The organism is Cellulomonas telluris (genome assembly GCF_004886325.1).
GTDB classification, from domain to species: Bacteria; Actinomycetota; Actinomycetes; order Actinomycetales; family Cellulomonadaceae; genus Cellulomonas; species Cellulomonas telluris.
Window position 1 is genome coordinate 54,489 of the sequence record NZ_QXFN01000001.1, and the last position, 13,799, is coordinate 68,287.

General features: G+C 77.1%; 15 protein-coding genes. 8 read left to right on the plus strand and 7 right to left on the minus strand.

The window, feature by feature from the left end:
* Positions 1–115 precede the first annotated feature (115 nt).
* The gene (locus tag FB586_RS00285; protein ID WP_136517359.1) at positions 116–847 is read left to right on the plus strand and encodes a hypothetical protein; all 732 of its coding nucleotides are present in this window, start codon (positions 116–118) and stop codon (positions 845–847) included.
* Between the two features lie 82 nt (positions 848–929).
* A complete protein-coding gene (locus FB586_RS00290) occupies positions 930–1,565 on the plus strand; it encodes a histidine phosphatase family protein (RefSeq protein WP_246036275.1) in 636 nt (211 codons plus the stop codon).
* A gap of 60 nt (positions 1,566–1,625) precedes the next feature.
* Here the strand turns inward: FB586_RS00290 and FB586_RS00295 are convergent, their stop codons facing one another.
* The 3 genes from FB586_RS00295 to FB586_RS00305 all read right to left on the minus strand — a co-directional run bounded on the left by FB586_RS00295 (position 1,626) and on the right by FB586_RS00305 (position 4,341).
* Entirely contained in the window at positions 1,626–2,462 is an 837-nt protein-coding gene (locus tag FB586_RS00295) for a hypothetical protein (RefSeq protein ID WP_136517361.1), read from the minus strand.
* Between the two features lie 71 nt (positions 2,463–2,533).
* Positions 2,534–3,403, minus strand: a complete 870-nt coding sequence (locus tag FB586_RS00300; RefSeq protein WP_136517362.1) for an AraC family transcriptional regulator — start codon at positions 3,401–3,403, stop codon at positions 2,534–2,536.
* 71 nt (positions 3,404–3,474) lie between these two features.
* Positions 3,475–4,341 carry an alpha/beta hydrolase gene (locus tag FB586_RS00305; protein WP_136517363.1) on the minus strand — a complete coding sequence of 289 codons (867 nt, stop codon included), beginning with the start codon at positions 4,339–4,341 and terminating at the stop codon, positions 3,475–3,477.
* Between the two features lie 69 nt (positions 4,342–4,410).
* On the opposite strand from FB586_RS00305, the gene FB586_RS00310 reads away from it, so the two are divergent.
* Together FB586_RS00310 and FB586_RS00315 are read left to right on the plus strand one after the other, a co-directional pair.
* Positions 4,411–5,619 (plus strand): MFS transporter, encoded by a 1,209-nt coding sequence (locus FB586_RS00310; RefSeq protein WP_136517364.1) that lies wholly within the window; start codon positions 4,411–4,413, stop codon positions 5,617–5,619.
* A 33-nt stretch (positions 5,620–5,652) separates the two neighbouring features.
* Complete coding sequence (locus FB586_RS00315; protein ID WP_136517365.1) at positions 5,653–6,636, plus strand: MerR family transcriptional regulator; 984 nt, start codon at positions 5,653–5,655, stop codon at positions 6,634–6,636.
* Here FB586_RS00315 and FB586_RS00320 read toward each other — a convergent pair.
* A complete protein-coding gene (locus FB586_RS00320; protein ID WP_168800399.1) occupies positions 6,611–7,168 on the minus strand; it encodes a GNAT family N-acetyltransferase in 558 nt (185 codons plus the stop codon). The two genes, FB586_RS00315 and FB586_RS00320, sit on opposite strands and share 26 nt — an antisense overlap.
* Before the next feature lie 125 nt (positions 7,169–7,293).
* On the opposite strand from FB586_RS00320, the gene FB586_RS00325 reads away from it, so the two are divergent.
* A complete protein-coding gene (locus FB586_RS00325; protein ID WP_168800400.1) occupies positions 7,294–8,829 on the plus strand; it encodes an outer membrane protein assembly factor BamB family protein in 1,536 nt (511 codons plus the stop codon).
* 37 nt (positions 8,830–8,866) lie between these two features.
* Here the strand turns inward: FB586_RS00325 and FB586_RS00330 are convergent, their stop codons facing one another.
* Positions 8,867–9,829 (minus strand): cold-shock protein, encoded by a 963-nt coding sequence (locus FB586_RS00330; protein WP_136517368.1) that lies wholly within the window; start codon positions 9,827–9,829, stop codon positions 8,867–8,869.
* A gap of 107 nt (positions 9,830–9,936) precedes the next feature.
* Entirely contained in the window at positions 9,937–10,704 is a 768-nt protein-coding gene (locus FB586_RS00335) for a TetR/AcrR family transcriptional regulator (RefSeq protein ID WP_136517369.1), read from the minus strand.
* A 127-nt stretch (positions 10,705–10,831) separates the two neighbouring features.
* Between FB586_RS00335 and FB586_RS00340 the strand changes: the two genes are divergently transcribed.
* From FB586_RS00340 to FB586_RS00350, 3 genes are all read left to right on the plus strand, one after another.
* On the plus strand, positions 10,832–11,857 hold the full coding sequence (locus FB586_RS00340) for a hypothetical protein (RefSeq protein ID WP_136517370.1): 1,026 nt from the start codon (positions 10,832–10,834) through the stop codon (positions 11,855–11,857).
* Positions 11,794–12,426: a maleylpyruvate isomerase family mycothiol-dependent enzyme gene (locus tag FB586_RS00345; RefSeq protein WP_136517371.1), complete on the plus strand. Its 633-nt coding sequence runs from the start codon at positions 11,794–11,796 to the stop codon at positions 12,424–12,426. The genes FB586_RS00340 and FB586_RS00345 overlap by 64 nt, the downstream gene beginning before the upstream one ends.
* A 170-nt stretch (positions 12,427–12,596) precedes the next feature.
* Positions 12,597–13,142 (plus strand): GNAT family N-acetyltransferase, encoded by a 546-nt coding sequence (locus tag FB586_RS00350; protein ID WP_136517372.1) that lies wholly within the window; start codon positions 12,597–12,599, stop codon positions 13,140–13,142.
* A gap of 64 nt (positions 13,143–13,206) precedes the next feature.
* On the opposite strand, the gene FB586_RS00355 is transcribed toward FB586_RS00350, so the two are convergent.
* Positions 13,207–13,797, minus strand: coding sequence for a hypothetical protein (locus FB586_RS00355; protein WP_136517373.1), 591 nt, complete (start codon positions 13,795–13,797; stop codon positions 13,207–13,209).
* Between the last annotated feature and the right edge of the window lie 2 nt (positions 13,798–13,799).

Consider the following 13,799-nt stretch of genomic DNA (forward strand, 5'->3'; position numbering starts at 1 on the left):
GTGTCCTGCTCGTCCCGGTCCGGTGCGGCGGGCCGTCGTGGACGGCGTGAGCAAGGCCCGGACCGGACCGGGCGACGGCATCCGCGGCGCTACGGCGCGCTGCTAGCGTCGCGCCGTGGCCGGACGCGCGCGCTCGCACCCCGCGACGGGCTCGGCCGCGCAGCTCGCACCCGTGCGGACGTCCCTGCACGGCGGCGGCCTCTGGTCCCGGCGTCTGGCACGCGTCCTGGCCCCCGCGCTCGTCGTCGTCGGGGTGGTGGCCGCCGTCGTCGGGCTGGCGCACTGGCTGGAGCCGACGAGGGACCCCCTGGGCGAGGTCGCCGTGCCGATGCACCTGCGCCACTCGGAGGGGATCGGCGCGGACCTGCGGCTGGAGATCGGCCTCGTCCCGTACTCGCAGGTCCGGGTGAGCGGCGTGCCGACCGGTGGGCTGCCCGATCGGGACCACCGCACCGAGCCCCTCGGCGTCGTCGTCGTGCACGCCCCGGACGCGTCGTCGCGCGAGCAGCTGCTCTCGCGCGCGGACCTGCTGGTCCGGGGCGTCGCCGTGCTGGTCGCTGCCGTGGCCCTGCGCCCGGTGCTCCTGGCGATCGCCCACGCCCACGCCTTCCGGCCGGCGCACCGGCGTCGGCTGTGGGTGGTCGCCGGCTGCGTCGTGGCCGGCGGGTACGTCGCGCCGCTGCTGCCCTGGGGGGCGAGCGCGTCGGTGCTGGCACGGCTGGAGGGCGCGTACGGGCTGTCGGTGAGCCCGACGCACCACGTCGAGGCCGTCGTCGTCGCGGCGCTCGTCGTGCTCGTCGGCGCCGCTCTCCGCACCGAGGGGCCCACGCCGCGTGCAGGAGAGTGAGGCCGTGGACCCGAGACCCAGCCCCTACCCCCTTCCCCCCGTTCCCGGCCGTGTGCCGGCACGCGAGCGGACGGTGCGGGTCGTGACGCACCCGGAGGCGACCCACCACGTCGACGGCCTGGTGGGCGGACAGTTCGACTCGCCCCTGACGGCGCGCGGGGAGCGGGAGGCCGGGCTGATCGCGGCGGCGCTGCGCGACGTCGTCCCGCCAGACCACCGGGTCGCCGTCGCGTCGTCGGACCTGCGGCGCACGCGGACGACCGCGGCGGTCGTCGGCGCGGCGCTCGGCGTCGAGCCGACGCTCGACCCGCGGCTGCGCGAGAAGTCCTACGGGGAGGCCGGTGGGAGGCCGCAGTCGTGGCTCGACGCCCGCTTCGTGCCGCCGCCGGCCGTCGGCGACCGCCTCCGTCACCGCGAGGGCGTGGCCGGCGCGGAGACTCGGCTCGACGTCGCGGTGCGCGCCTACGCGGCCATGACGGACCTCCTCGGGCAGGACGTCGACGAGCTCGTGGTCGTGACCCACGGGTTCACGGCCGGCCTCCTCGTCGCCGCCTGGATCGGCATGCCGGTCGAGGCCGCGGGCCACGTCGCCTTCCCGGTGCCCTCCGGGAGCATCACGACGCTCCGCGAGGACGGGTACTTCCACAACCGCGCCGTGGTGGCCGTCGGCGACGTCGCCCACCTGCGCGGCCCGGGCACGCGCCCCGGGGACGACTGAGGGTCCGGAACCGCTCGGGCGGACGCTCCGGCTCGGCACCGGGCCCGCCGCCCGTCCCGGTCAGCCCGGGACCGGCAGACCCGCCGGCCGGTCCGCGTAGGAGCGCGGCTCCAGCCGGACGCCGGCGCGCGGCCCCGTCGCGAGCCCGAGCCCCAGGGCGGCCAGCACCCGCGCCACCTCGTCGGCGGCCAGCGATCCGTGCCGCTCGAGCACCAGGTGCACGCGGCCGTGGACCCGCTCCGCCCGGTGCACCGCCAGGATCGTCGTGGAGACGGTGGTGTGGTGCGGGAACCGGGCGCGGGCCGTGGCCTCGTCCGCGTGCTCCAGCACCACGAGGCTGCCCGCGCCGGCCAGCTCGGCGCGCAGCGCGTCGGCGCGCCAGTGCGCCGGCGCGTCCACCTCCCCCGTGACGTGCCGGGAGCGGTTCGCGGACGAGATGACGAGCGGCCCGCCGCCGACCGCGTCCGCGGCCGCCGCGAGGAACCGCTGCGACGGGCACCTGTCACCCGGCACGATCACCTGCGTGGTCGTCGTCCTCCCGTCCCGCGCGGTCAGGCCGGGCGGGACGTGCGCGGCGGCCGGCCCGCGGAACCCGAAGGGGCCGAGCTCGCCGAAGGCCGCGACGACGTCCGCCACCAGGCCCGGGGACACGCCGGGAGGCAGCTGCGACAGGTCGAACGCGTCGAGGACACGCCCCGTCGGCGCGGTGAGGCTGCCCGTCTGGTCCCGGGGCCGCCCCTTGAGGGCGTTGAGCCGCTGCACCGCGTCACCGCGGGCGGTCAGGGCGTAGATGTTCCCGAAGCCGTGCGCGACGGCGTGGCCGTCGGCGAGGAGCCTCGCCGCGAGCGCTACGTCACCGGGCCGGTCGAGGACGAGACGTCCGTGGTCGTCGGACATGGCGGGCCTCCCAGGGGTCTCCTGGGAGGACTGCGCTGCCCTGCCCCGGATACGGGGCAGGGCGGGCGATCTCAGGCGGGCTCGACCGGCAGCCAGAGCTCGACCGTCGCCGTGCTGAAGTCGTCGGCGCGCTCGAGCACCGCGACGACCTCAGGACCCGGGCGCAGGCGCCACGGGTTCGAGGGGAACCATTCCGTCGCCGTCGCGGCCCACACGGTCTGCAGCGTCTCCGGGTAGGGGCCGGCGGCGCGGAAGACCGCCCAGGAGCCCGCCTCCACGGGGATGACGTCGAGATCGCCGGGGACCTCCACCGCGTCCGAGACCGCGACGCCGTGCAGGTAGGTCAGCGGGGTGCCCTCGCGCCGGTCCGGGTCGAGGTCCGCGCTGACGGCGAGCAGGCCGTGCGGCTCGGCGTCCCCGAGCGCCTTCAGGCGCAGGTGCTCCTGCGGTGCGAGCGCGGCGACGTGCTCCTGGATCGCGGGGTTGACCCCCTCGTGCCGGAGCGGGACACGGACGGCGTGGCCCGCCAGGCGGAAGGCGGGTCGGGAGGCGATGCGGACGTCCATGGGGTGCTCTCCTTCGACGGTCAGGCGGAACCTGAGGCGTGGTTGCGTGCGGAAGGGCCCGCCGTCGCGCCGGGCCTGGCCCGGGGTGACGCCGTGGACCGCCTGGAACGCCCGCCCGAACGCCTCCGCCGAGCCGTAGCCGTGGCGGACGGCGATGCCCAGCAGGTCCTGCGACCCGCTCACCACGTCCGCCGCCGCGACGGTCATCCGCCGGCGCCGCACGTACTCCGACAGCGGCATGCCCGCCAGGGACGAGAACATGCGGCGCAGGTGGTACTCGGTGGTGCCGACCGAGGCGGCGAGGCGGGTCACGTCGAGGTCCTCGGTGAGGCTCTCCTCGACGAGGTCGACGAGCCGGTTGAGCCAGGCGATCACGGTGCTCCCTTCCGCCGTCCACCCTGACGGCCGCACGGTCCGCCGGACCCGATCATCGGCGTCCGGATCGATCAGGCGCCGCCGGCGGCTCCCGCAGGGCGGGGCCCGAGCGACCACCGGAGGGCGTCGGGGAGCAGGACGCCCCCGTGGTTCGGGTTGTGCCCGCCGTCCCCGAGGACGAGGCGGAGGTCGTAGCCGGCCTCGGCCAGCGCGGCGCCGACCCGCAGGTTCTCGGCCAGCCAGTTCCGCGTCGGCGCGTCCCAGTTCAGGTCGCGGTGCCCGGCCTGCAGGAACACCCGCAGCGGCTTCCTGGCCACCCGGGGCAGGAGCTCGGGGTACGGGTTGCCGCCGGGCATCTGCGCGAAGCTCGACAGGAAGCACACCACCTGGCGGAAGCGGTCGGGGCGCATCCAGGCCGCGGTGAAGGCGGCGTTGCCCCCGCTGCTGCCCCCGCAGACGCCCCACCGCTCGGGGTCGTCCGTCACGGGGTACCGGTCGGTGACGAGCGGGACGACCTCGTCGAGCAGGAACGTCACGTAGCGGTCGTCGAAGGCGTCGTACTCGACGTTGCGGTTCTTCGGCTGCTCGCTCCCGACGACGACGCCGGGCTCCACGAAGACGCCGATGGTGAACGGGATGTCACCGGCGTGGACGAGGTTGTCCAGCACCGTGGCCCCGCGGACCTCCCCGGCCGGGTCGAGGTACCACCCGCCGTCGTTGAACACCATGAGCCCCGCCGGTCCTGCGTCGTCCCGGTGCGCGGGCACGTGGATCCAGACCCTGCGCGACGTCCCGGGGTAGACCTCGCTGCTCGCCCAGCGCAGCTCGACCGTCTCGCCGGCGGGCACGTCGGCCCGTGGGGAGGAGTCGGGGCCGTGGGCGTACCGGACGTCGGAGAGGTCGAGCGGGAGCGGTCGGTACGGCACGGGAGCGGGCACGGTGACGACGCTAGGACACGCGCCCGGCCCGGTTGACCCTCGACCCGCTCGAGGCCGCACCGTGCGGCCATGACCGTCGTCGACGCACCGGGACAGGCGCTGCCGCGCACCTACCTCGCCTGGCTGTCGGGGTTCACCGTCGGGCGTCTCGGCGACGCCACCCTCGCCTTCGCCCTCGCGTGGGCGGCGGCCGGCCACGGCGCGGCGACCGCGGCCCTCGTGCTCGTGTCCGGCGGGTTGCCGCGCGTGGTCCTGCTCGTCGTGGGCGGCGCGGTCGCCGACCGGGTCGGCGCACGGCGCCTGCTGGTCGCCGGGGAGGCGGCGCTCGTCGCGCTGTCGTGCGCCCTCGCCGTGGCGCTCACCCGCTCCGGGACGCCGGCGTGGCTGCTGCTGGGGGCCTCGGCGGCGCTCGGCACGGTGACGGCGCTCTGCCTGCCCGCGTCGGGGTCGATGCCGCGGCGGCTGGTCCCGGACGACCAGCTCTCCCGCGCGCTGGCCCTGCGCCAGGGCGCGAACCAGGTCGTGCTGCTGGCCGCCGCACCGCTGGGCGGCCTGCTGGTGGGCGGCGCGGGCCTCCCCGCCGTCGCCTGGGGCGCCGCTGCGACGTCGGGCGTCGCGCTGTGCGTCCTCGTCGCCGTCCGCGAGCCGCCGGGTCCCGCCGGCCCCGGGGGCCCGGCTCCGCGCCTCGGGCTGCTGGACGGCATCCGGGTGGCCGTCCGGACGCCCGGCCTGCGCGCGGCGCTCCTCGTGACCGGGGCCGGCGCCGCGCTGATCCTGCCGGTGGCGTCCCTCCTGGTGCCGCTGCTCGGCCGCGCGTCGGGATGGGGTCCGGGCCCCACGGGCGCGGTCGCCGGTGCCGTCGGCGTCGGGGCGCTGTGCGCGGCGCTGCTCGCGGCGCGACGCCCCCGGGCGGGGTCCGGGGCCGGGACGCTCCCGCTCGCGGCCGGGCTCACCGCGAGCGCCGCCGGGGTGCTCGTCCTGGCGGTCGCTCCCGTGCTCGGGGGCCCCGGCGCGGCCGTGGTCGGCGGGCTGGTGCTCGGGTTCGGCAACGGCGCGTTCGCCGCGCGGCTCGCACCGGCGGTCCTGGGCAGCGCGCCGCGCACGCACCTGGCCCGGGTTCAGGCCGTGGTGGGGCTGGCGCAGCTGGTGCCGGTGCTCGTCAGCACGGCCGCTCTCGGTGCCCTCGCCGAGAGCACGTCGCCCGGGTGGGCCCTGGGGGCGACGGCCGTGGGCCTGGTCGGGTGCGCGGCGTGGGCGCGCCGCACGGTCACGGCTTGACCCTCGAGCCGGTCGAGGGCCCACAGTGGTCCCGTGCACGACGACCTGCTCAGCATCGGCGCCGTCGCGCGCGCGAGCGGACTGCCCGTCAGCGCGCTGCGGTACTACGACGCCGCCGCCGTGCTGCGGCCCGCGCACGTCGACCCCGTGACGGGCTACCGCTGGTACACGTCCGCGCAGGTCCGCACGGCCCGGCTGGTCGCCGCCCTGCGTCAGGCAGGGCTCCCGGTGCCCGACCTCGTCACCGTCCTCGCCGAACCCGAGGGGGCGCAGGCGGTCCTGGACCGTCACCGCCGCCGGCTGGAGGAGGACCTGGTCGCGGCACGGGCGCACCTCGACGCGGCCGGCGAGATCCTCAGGCAGCCGGGCCGCTGCACGGTCACCGCCTCGGACCTCGTGGGCGCGGTCGCCGCCGTCCGGCACGCGGTGGGCGGCGACGACGCCGAGTGGCCCGGGCTCGCCGGGGTGCTGCTCCACCTCGACGGGACCGCGCTGCGCCTCGTCGGCTGCGACCGCTTCCGCGTGGCGGTCGCGACGGTCCCGGTGCGGCAGGCCTCGGGCCCGCAGATCCGGGTCGTCGCTCCGCTCGCCCTCCTCGACGAGATCGCGTCCGCGGACCTGCCCGACGTCGGACCGGTCGCCCTGGCCCCGGACCGCCTCGACGTCCTGGGCCGCGTCGGCGAGCCGCTCGCGGCCGCGTACCCGGACTACGAGGCGCTCCTCCCGCCGCGGGCGTCACGGGCGGCGACGGTCGCGTCCGGCGAGCTCGTCGACACGGTCGCGCGGGCGGACGACGTCGTGGCCGTGCGGCTCGACGGCGGCCGGGTCGAGCTCGCCCCGCCGCGCGCCCGGGACACGCTCGGCTACTCGCGCTCGTTCCTGCTCGACGCCGTCCGGGCGGCCCGCGCGGAGCACGTCGCCCTCGCGCTCGACGACGAGCGGTCCGCGCTGAGCGTCTCGCCGGCGGGCCGGCCCCACGACGTCGAGTTCCTCATGCCGGTCCTCCTGCGCCGCTGACCCCCGAGGCACCGCGGGGCTCGGCGGGTGAGCGCCGCGGGACGGGCACATGGTGGTGCAGCAGACCGTCCACGCCGCCCGGGCGGGGCACGGCGCCGAGGTCGCGGGCGACCCGCAGCGAGGCCGTGTTCCGCGGGTCGACGCGCAGCACGACGGTGTGCGCGTCGGTGTGCTCGGACAGCCAGGCGAGCAGCAGCCGGACCGCGCGCGCGGCGTACCCCCGGCCCCGCCAGCGCGGGAAGACGGCGTAGGAGACGTTCACGCCCCCCGGCGGCAGGTCGGGCAGCGCCAGGTGCGCCTCCACCGTCCCGGCGAGCTCGCCCGTCGCGGCGTCCGTGATCCCGAGGTGCCGGCGCGGTCCGCCGCCGGCCCACTCCCGGGCGTTCTGCTCGACGAACGCGGCGAGGCGTCCGGGCTCCGACCGGTGGCCCTCGTTCAGCCAGCGGACCTGGTCGTCGTCCTCCCCCGCGAGCACCGCCGCGACGTCCGCCGCCACCAGGCAGCGCAGCGTCACCACGCCGTCGGTGAGCACGGGCGGGGACGGCGGTTGCGAGGGACCATGCACCCCGGAACGATCTCGCGGACCACCGCCGGCGGAGAAGACCTTTGTCACCGGTCGGGGCGGGCGCGCCGGTGCCGGTCGGTAGCCTCGGGCGCGTGCGGCGAGGGCGCGGGTCCCGGACGGCGGTCGAGCTCGTGGAGGAGGGCGTCGAGGACGCCGTCCCCGGCGACGAGACCGCACCTGCCGACGCGCCGCGCCCGCGCGCTCGCGCCTGGCGGTGGCTCACCGGTGCCGCCGTGCTCGCGGTGGCCGTCGCGGCCCTCGCGCAGGCCGGGGTGGAACGTGCGGACGAGCAGCGGCTCGCGCGCGTCGCCGGGGTCGGCCCGTCGCTGGAGGAGCCGCTCGTGCAGTCGTGGCAGACGGGGTTCCGCGGCTCGGTCGGCATGCACGAGGACACGTTGATCGCCGTCGCCCCGGACGGTCAGGGGATCGTGGCGCTCGACGCGCGCGACGGGACGGTGCGGTGGCGCCAGGAGCGCGTGACCGAGGCGTCGATGTGCCAGCTCACGTCACAGGACGCGCCGTCGGGCGTGGCGGCCACCGGGCCGACCGCGGGCACGGCAGCACCGGAGCCGGCGCTCGTCGCCTGCTTCGGCAGCGGTGGGAGCGGCGCCACCACCGTGCACGTCCTCGACCCCGCGACGGGGAGCCTGGAGCACACCCTCCTGGTCGGCGACCGGACGAGCAGCTGGACGCTGTCGGGCGCGGACCTCGTCGTCATCGGCGTCTCCGAGGACGAGCACGTCACCGCCGGGCGGTGGTCGTTGCGGACGGGCGAGCAGCGCTGGTCCTACCGCAGCCCGGATGCGTTGCCGGATGCCGGTGCCGCCCAGCAGGCGTTCGAGGTCGGCGACGAGGTGGTCGGTGCCACGATCGGGAGCTGGGAGGTCGTCCTCGACGCGCGCACGGGCGAGGTCGCGCCCGACCGTGACGAGGAGGTCGTGGTCGTGGAGCCGGGCACGGGTCGGGTCCTGCCCACCGAGCCGTCCGACGACCCTCCCGCCGAAGAGGTCGCCCGGTTCGACCTCGAGGACGGCGCGGTCGCGGTGGTCCGTCTCGGCGGCGGCACCGTGCGCACCGAGGTGACCGCGGCGGACGGCACGGTGCTGTGGGAGCGCGACGGGCACGCGTTCCCGCCGCAGGTGGACGACGGCTCGGCCCCCGGGCTGCTGCTGATGACGTCCCCGGAGGGCGGAGGCCTGCGGGGCGTCGACGCGCGCACCGGCGACGTGCGGTGGGAGCAGGAGGCCGCCGGCTCCGGGCTCACCGGGCAGCCGCTGGTGCTCTCGTCGCTCGTCCTGGTCGCGACCGGCTCAGGCAGGTCCGCGTCCGGGGGCTCCACCGGGATGGTCGCCCTGGACCCCGGCTCGGGCGAGGTCGTGTGGGAGCACACGGCCGGCGACGTCGCCGGGTGGGAGGTCATGACCGACGGGCACCGGGTCCTCACCCTCGAGCACGTCGACGGCGCGCCGCACCTCGTCGCACGCGAGGTCCGCACCGGCACCGTCGCCTGGTCGGTGCCGGCCCCCGACGACGCCCACAGCCTGTGGCCGCTCGGAGACCACGGCGTCCTGGTGGTGGGGAACGACCACTGGACCGCGTTCCGGCCGCCGGACGGCCGGGCCCGGTGACGACCGCGTCAGGGCGCCGGGTCCGGCCGTCCCCTGCTCACAGCAGCTCGACGCGGTCCGCCTGGGGTCCGCGGTCGCTCTGCCGCACGGTGAACCGGACCCGGTCGCCCTCCTCCAGCACCTCGCCGCCGCGGACGACCGACACGTGCACGAACAGGTCGTCGCCGCCCGCGTCGGGGGTGATGAAGCCGAAGCCGCGGTCCGCGTCGTAGCGCGCGACGACGCCCTCGCCGCCGCGGACGGGTGCGCCGGACGACGCCGGGCGCGCCGGGCGGCCGCGGTCCGGCGCCGCGGGCCGGCCGCGGCCGGACGGCGCGGGCGCGCGCCGCGGCCCGGAGCCGCCCACGAGCCGCACCTCGCGGGCCTGCGGACCCCGGTCGCTCTCGGCGACGTCGAACGTGATGCGGTCGCCCTCGACGAGCTCGGTCACGCCCATGAGCGCCTTGGCGTGGACGAACACGTCCTCGCCGCCGTCGTCGCGGACCGCGAAGCCGAAGCCCTTCTCGGCGTCGTAGAACGTCACCGTGCCGTCGGCCCCGTCGGACGCGGCGGCCTGGCGCGCGGCCTCGGGTCCCAGCGGCAGCAGGTGGTCCGCCTGCGGGCCCTTCTCCCCCGGGACGACCAGGAACGCGACCCGCTGCCCCTCCGAGACCACGCCGCCGCCGACGATGGCCGAGCTGTGCAGGAAGATCTCCGCGCCGCCGCCGTCGGGGCTGACGAACCCGTAGCCCTTCGCCGGCTCGTACCAGCTGACGGTGCCGAGCACCCCGAGCGCGGCGTCGGCGGCCACGTCGCCCGTGACGCGCACACGGCGCGCCACCGGGCCGCGGTCGCCCTCGCCGAGCTCGAACTCCACCGTCTGCCCCTCGCGGAGCACCCGCGGGCCGTCGTCGCCGACGACCTCGGACGCGTGGACGAACAGGTCCTCGGCGTCCTCCCCGAGGTCGAGGAAGCCGAACCCCCGCTCGGCGTCGAACCAACGGACGGTTGCCTGGGGCACGGTGCTACTCCTCGGTGAAACGGCGGTTGCTGTCCCCCAGTGTCCCCGACGGATCCGCGGAGCGGCGACCCACGCCCGCCCACGGGTCCCTCCGGCGGTCCCGTCGGTCAGTCGCCGGGGGTCAGGATCTCGTCCAGCAACCGCTCCACCTGGTCGCGGACGTACGCGGCGGTGTCGTCGATGCCGAGCACCCGCTGACGCGACACCTCGAACGCGACCAGCCCCTGCAGGCGCTGGTAGCCCATGACGAACAGGTAGGCCTCGTCGGGCGAGAAGCCGGGGAACCCCGCGTCGGCCCCCGGCACGCTCCCCACCCCCTCGGGCGGCGGGGGGACGACCGGTGTGCGCAGCCGCCCGGCCTGCCGGGCGGCGTCGTAGACCTGGAAGAAGGCGGTGCCCACGCGCCTCGCGGCGGCGTCCGTCGGCCCGCCGGGAGGCGCCTCGTACCCGGGCAGGGGGTACCCCAGGACGAGCTGGTACTCGGCCGGGTGGGCGAGCGCCCACGCACGGAAGGCGAGGGACGTCGCCCGCAGGCGCGCGCGGTGCCCGCCGGCGGGCAGGGCGTCCGTGGCGCGCTCGCAGGCCGAGGCGAGCTCCGCCCAGCACTCGGCGATGAGCAGGGTGAGGATCTCGTCCCGGCCGCGGACGTGCTTGTACAGGGACGACGGCGCGACCCCCAGGCGCCGTGCGACCTCGCGGATGACGACCTGGTCCGGCCCGCCGGTGACCAGCAGCTCGCGGGCGGCCGTGAGGATGCGCCGCTCGGAGAGCCCGGCACCGCGCGGACGCCGGACGGCGTCGGGGCCGTCGGCGGGCTCACCGGTCGGGCCGGGGACCGCCCTGCCGGCGTCGTCGGGGGAGGCGCTGGTCCGCATCCGGAGAGGTTAGCGAACCCTGTTCGCCCCGTCGGCGCGCATGCGGTGGACACAGGCGAACAGCGTTCGCTACTGTCGGCGGCCATCGGCGAACACCGTTCGCCACTCGTTCGGAGGTGTTCTCCCGATGTCGCTCCTCACCGCCGCGTGGGGCGTGTCCCGCGCCTACACGACCCTCACCGCCCTCCACGTCCTCGCGCTCCCGGTGCTCGTCGCGCTCGCGCTGACGGACGCGACGGTCGTCGACGGCGCCCCGCTGTGGGCCAAGCCGCTGAAGTTCGCCCTGTCCTTCCTGGCGCTCGGCCCGGCGATGCTCTGGATCTACGCGCGCGTGACCCGGACACGGGCCGTCCGGGTGCTGCTCGAGGTCACGGGGTGGGCGATGGTCCTCGAGGCCGTCCTGATCACCGGCCAGGCGGCACGGGGACGGGCGTCGCACTTCAACCACGAGACGCCGCTGGACGCCGCCGTGTTCGCCGTGATGGGCGCGGCCGTGGGCGTCTTCGCCCTGGCCGTCGCCGGCCTCGGCCTCCTGCTGACCCGTTCGCGTCTCGGGTCCGGCCCCCTCGCCCTGGCGGTGCGGCTCGCGGTGCTCGTCATGCTCGGCGGGAGCCTCGTCGGCTTCCTCATGCCGAGCCCGCAGCCCGGGCAGGACGTCGAGGGCCCACGGATCGGGGCGCACTCGGTGGGCGGCGCGGACGGCGGTCCGGGTCTCCCGCTGCTCGGCTGGTCGAGCGAGCACGGCGACCTGCGGGTCGCGCACTTCCTCGGCCTGCACGCGCTGCAGGTGCTGCCGCTGGTCGCCCTCGCCGTGGCGTGGCTCGCCGCCGAGCACCGCCTGGACGTGGGCCTGCGACGCCAGCGCCTCGCGGTCGGCCTCGCCGCGGGCGCGTGGGCGGGGCTCACGGTCGTCGCCCTGGTGCAGGCCCTGCGCGCCCAGCCCGTCGTCGCACCGGACGGCGTGACCTGGATGAGCGCCGCCGTCCTCGTCGGCCTGCCGGGCGCGGCCGCCGTCGTCGCGGTGGTGACCGGGCGCGGGTCCGCGGCCGCCTCGCGCACCGCGGCCGGCTCCGCTGCCAGGATCACCCCGTGGACGTCTTCGCGGAGATCGCCGACGAGCGGCGTGCGCTGGCCGACCAGGTCGCACCCCTGACCCCGGAGCAGCGGGCGACCAGGAGCCTGTGCGCGGCGTGGAGCGTCCACGACGTCGTCGCGCACCTGGTCATGCCGCTCGAGGTGAGCACCCCGAGGCTCGTGCTGGCGGTGCTGCTGGCGGGGGGCAGCTTCGACCGGGCGAACGAGCGGGTGACCGGGCGGCTCGCGCAGCGCCCCTTCGCCGAGCTCGTGGACGTGCTGCGACGCAAGGCGGACACCCGGTTCACGCCACCGGGCTCGGGCCCGGAGGCACCGCTGGTCGACGTGCTGGTGCACGGCCTCGACATCCGCCGCCCCCTGGGGCTGCACCGCGACGTCCCGGCGCCGCGGCTGCGCACGGCGCTGACGTTCCTGATGACGTCCCCCTCGGGCCTGGTGCCGAAGGGGGCGCTCTCAGGGCTGCGGCTCGAGGCGACGGACGTCGACTGGGCGCACGGCCGCGGACCGGCGGTGCGCGGCACGGCCGAGGCGCTGCTGCTGGTCAGCACCGGTCGCACCGCGGGGCTCGACTCCCTCGCCGGCGACGGGGTGCCGACGCTGCGCCGGCGGGTCCTCGGCGCGAGGTGACGGCGTCCGGCTCCCCCGAGCGCGTCGCGGTGCAGGCGGGTGGTCGTCGACGCACGCCGCGACCGCCACGGACACCGGCCGGATCATCTCCTCGCTCGCTGCTCCTCCGCCCGTCCACGCACTGGGCCGCACCTCGGACGGGGGCCGGGGTGCGCTGGGACGATGTGCGGATGCACGAGCACGAACGCCCGGCACCGTTGCGCCTCAGGGCGCTCGGACCCCACGACGAGAGCGCCGCCTGGGCAGCGCACGATGAGATGGCGCGCGAGGGCTTCGAGTTCCTGCCCCGTGCCGAGCGCGACGGCGACTGGGCCGCGTACCTGCGCCGGCTGGAGGACGAGCGGACGGGCGCCGACCTCCCCGCCGGCCGGGTCCCGGCCACCTTCCTGGTCGCGGACGTCGCGGGCGTCGTCGTCGGACGGGTCTCGGTCCGGCACACGCTGAACGACCACCTGTCGGTCGTCGGCGGGCACATCGGGTACGTGGTGCTGCCCGCGTACCGCCGGCGCGGGTACGCCACCGCCATGCTGCGCGAGTCCCTGGTCGTCGCGCGGTCCGCCGGGGTGCACCGGGTGCTGGTCACGTGCGACGACGAGAACGTCGCGTCGATCCGGACGATCGAGCGGTGCGGCGGGGTCCTGGAGGACGTCGTGCACGTCCCGGGCGCCCCTGGGGTCAAGCGTCGCTACCGGGTGGCCACGGACGGGAGCTCCTGAGCGACGTCCGTCACCGAGGTGGTGGGGACCGACGCCGACGGCGCGCCGGTCCTGCCGCCCCCCGTCAGCGCCGGCCTGGGTCGCCGAGCGGGGCGAACACGACTCCGTACGCCGGCCGGCTCGGCCCGTGCCAGGCGTAGAGCGGGTGCCCGCGTTCCCGAGCGAGGCGCGCCCAGCCCAACCTGCCGAGCCGGCCGCTCACGTCGACCACGTCCCGGGGCCACTGCGTCGCGCAGAGCCACGCCCGCCCGACCTCGTGGAACCGCCGCACGAACCGGGTGAGGTCCCTGTCGCCGTCCGCGTCGTCGTCGTCCGCCAGCCGGATCATCTCCTCGTTGGCGGCGGCCATCGCGTCGACGAACGCGTCGCTGCACCGGTGCAGCACGCCGGGACCGGCACGGTCGACGACCACCAGCGCGTCGTCCGCCGGCCGGCCGGTCAACGCGGTGTACAGGGCGGCGGTGTGGCGCGGCAGCTCGCCGTCGTCCTGCCGCGTCGGTCCCGCGAGGGCACGTCTGCGGTTGCCCGTGGGGACGCACGGCCCGGTCGCGGTGTCCATCTCGCGCAGCCGCTTCTCGGGCACCGTGAAGACGACCACGGTGATGCTCGGGTCGAGCATGCCCCGCACGCGCGACCACCAGGCGGCCGTCCTCATGG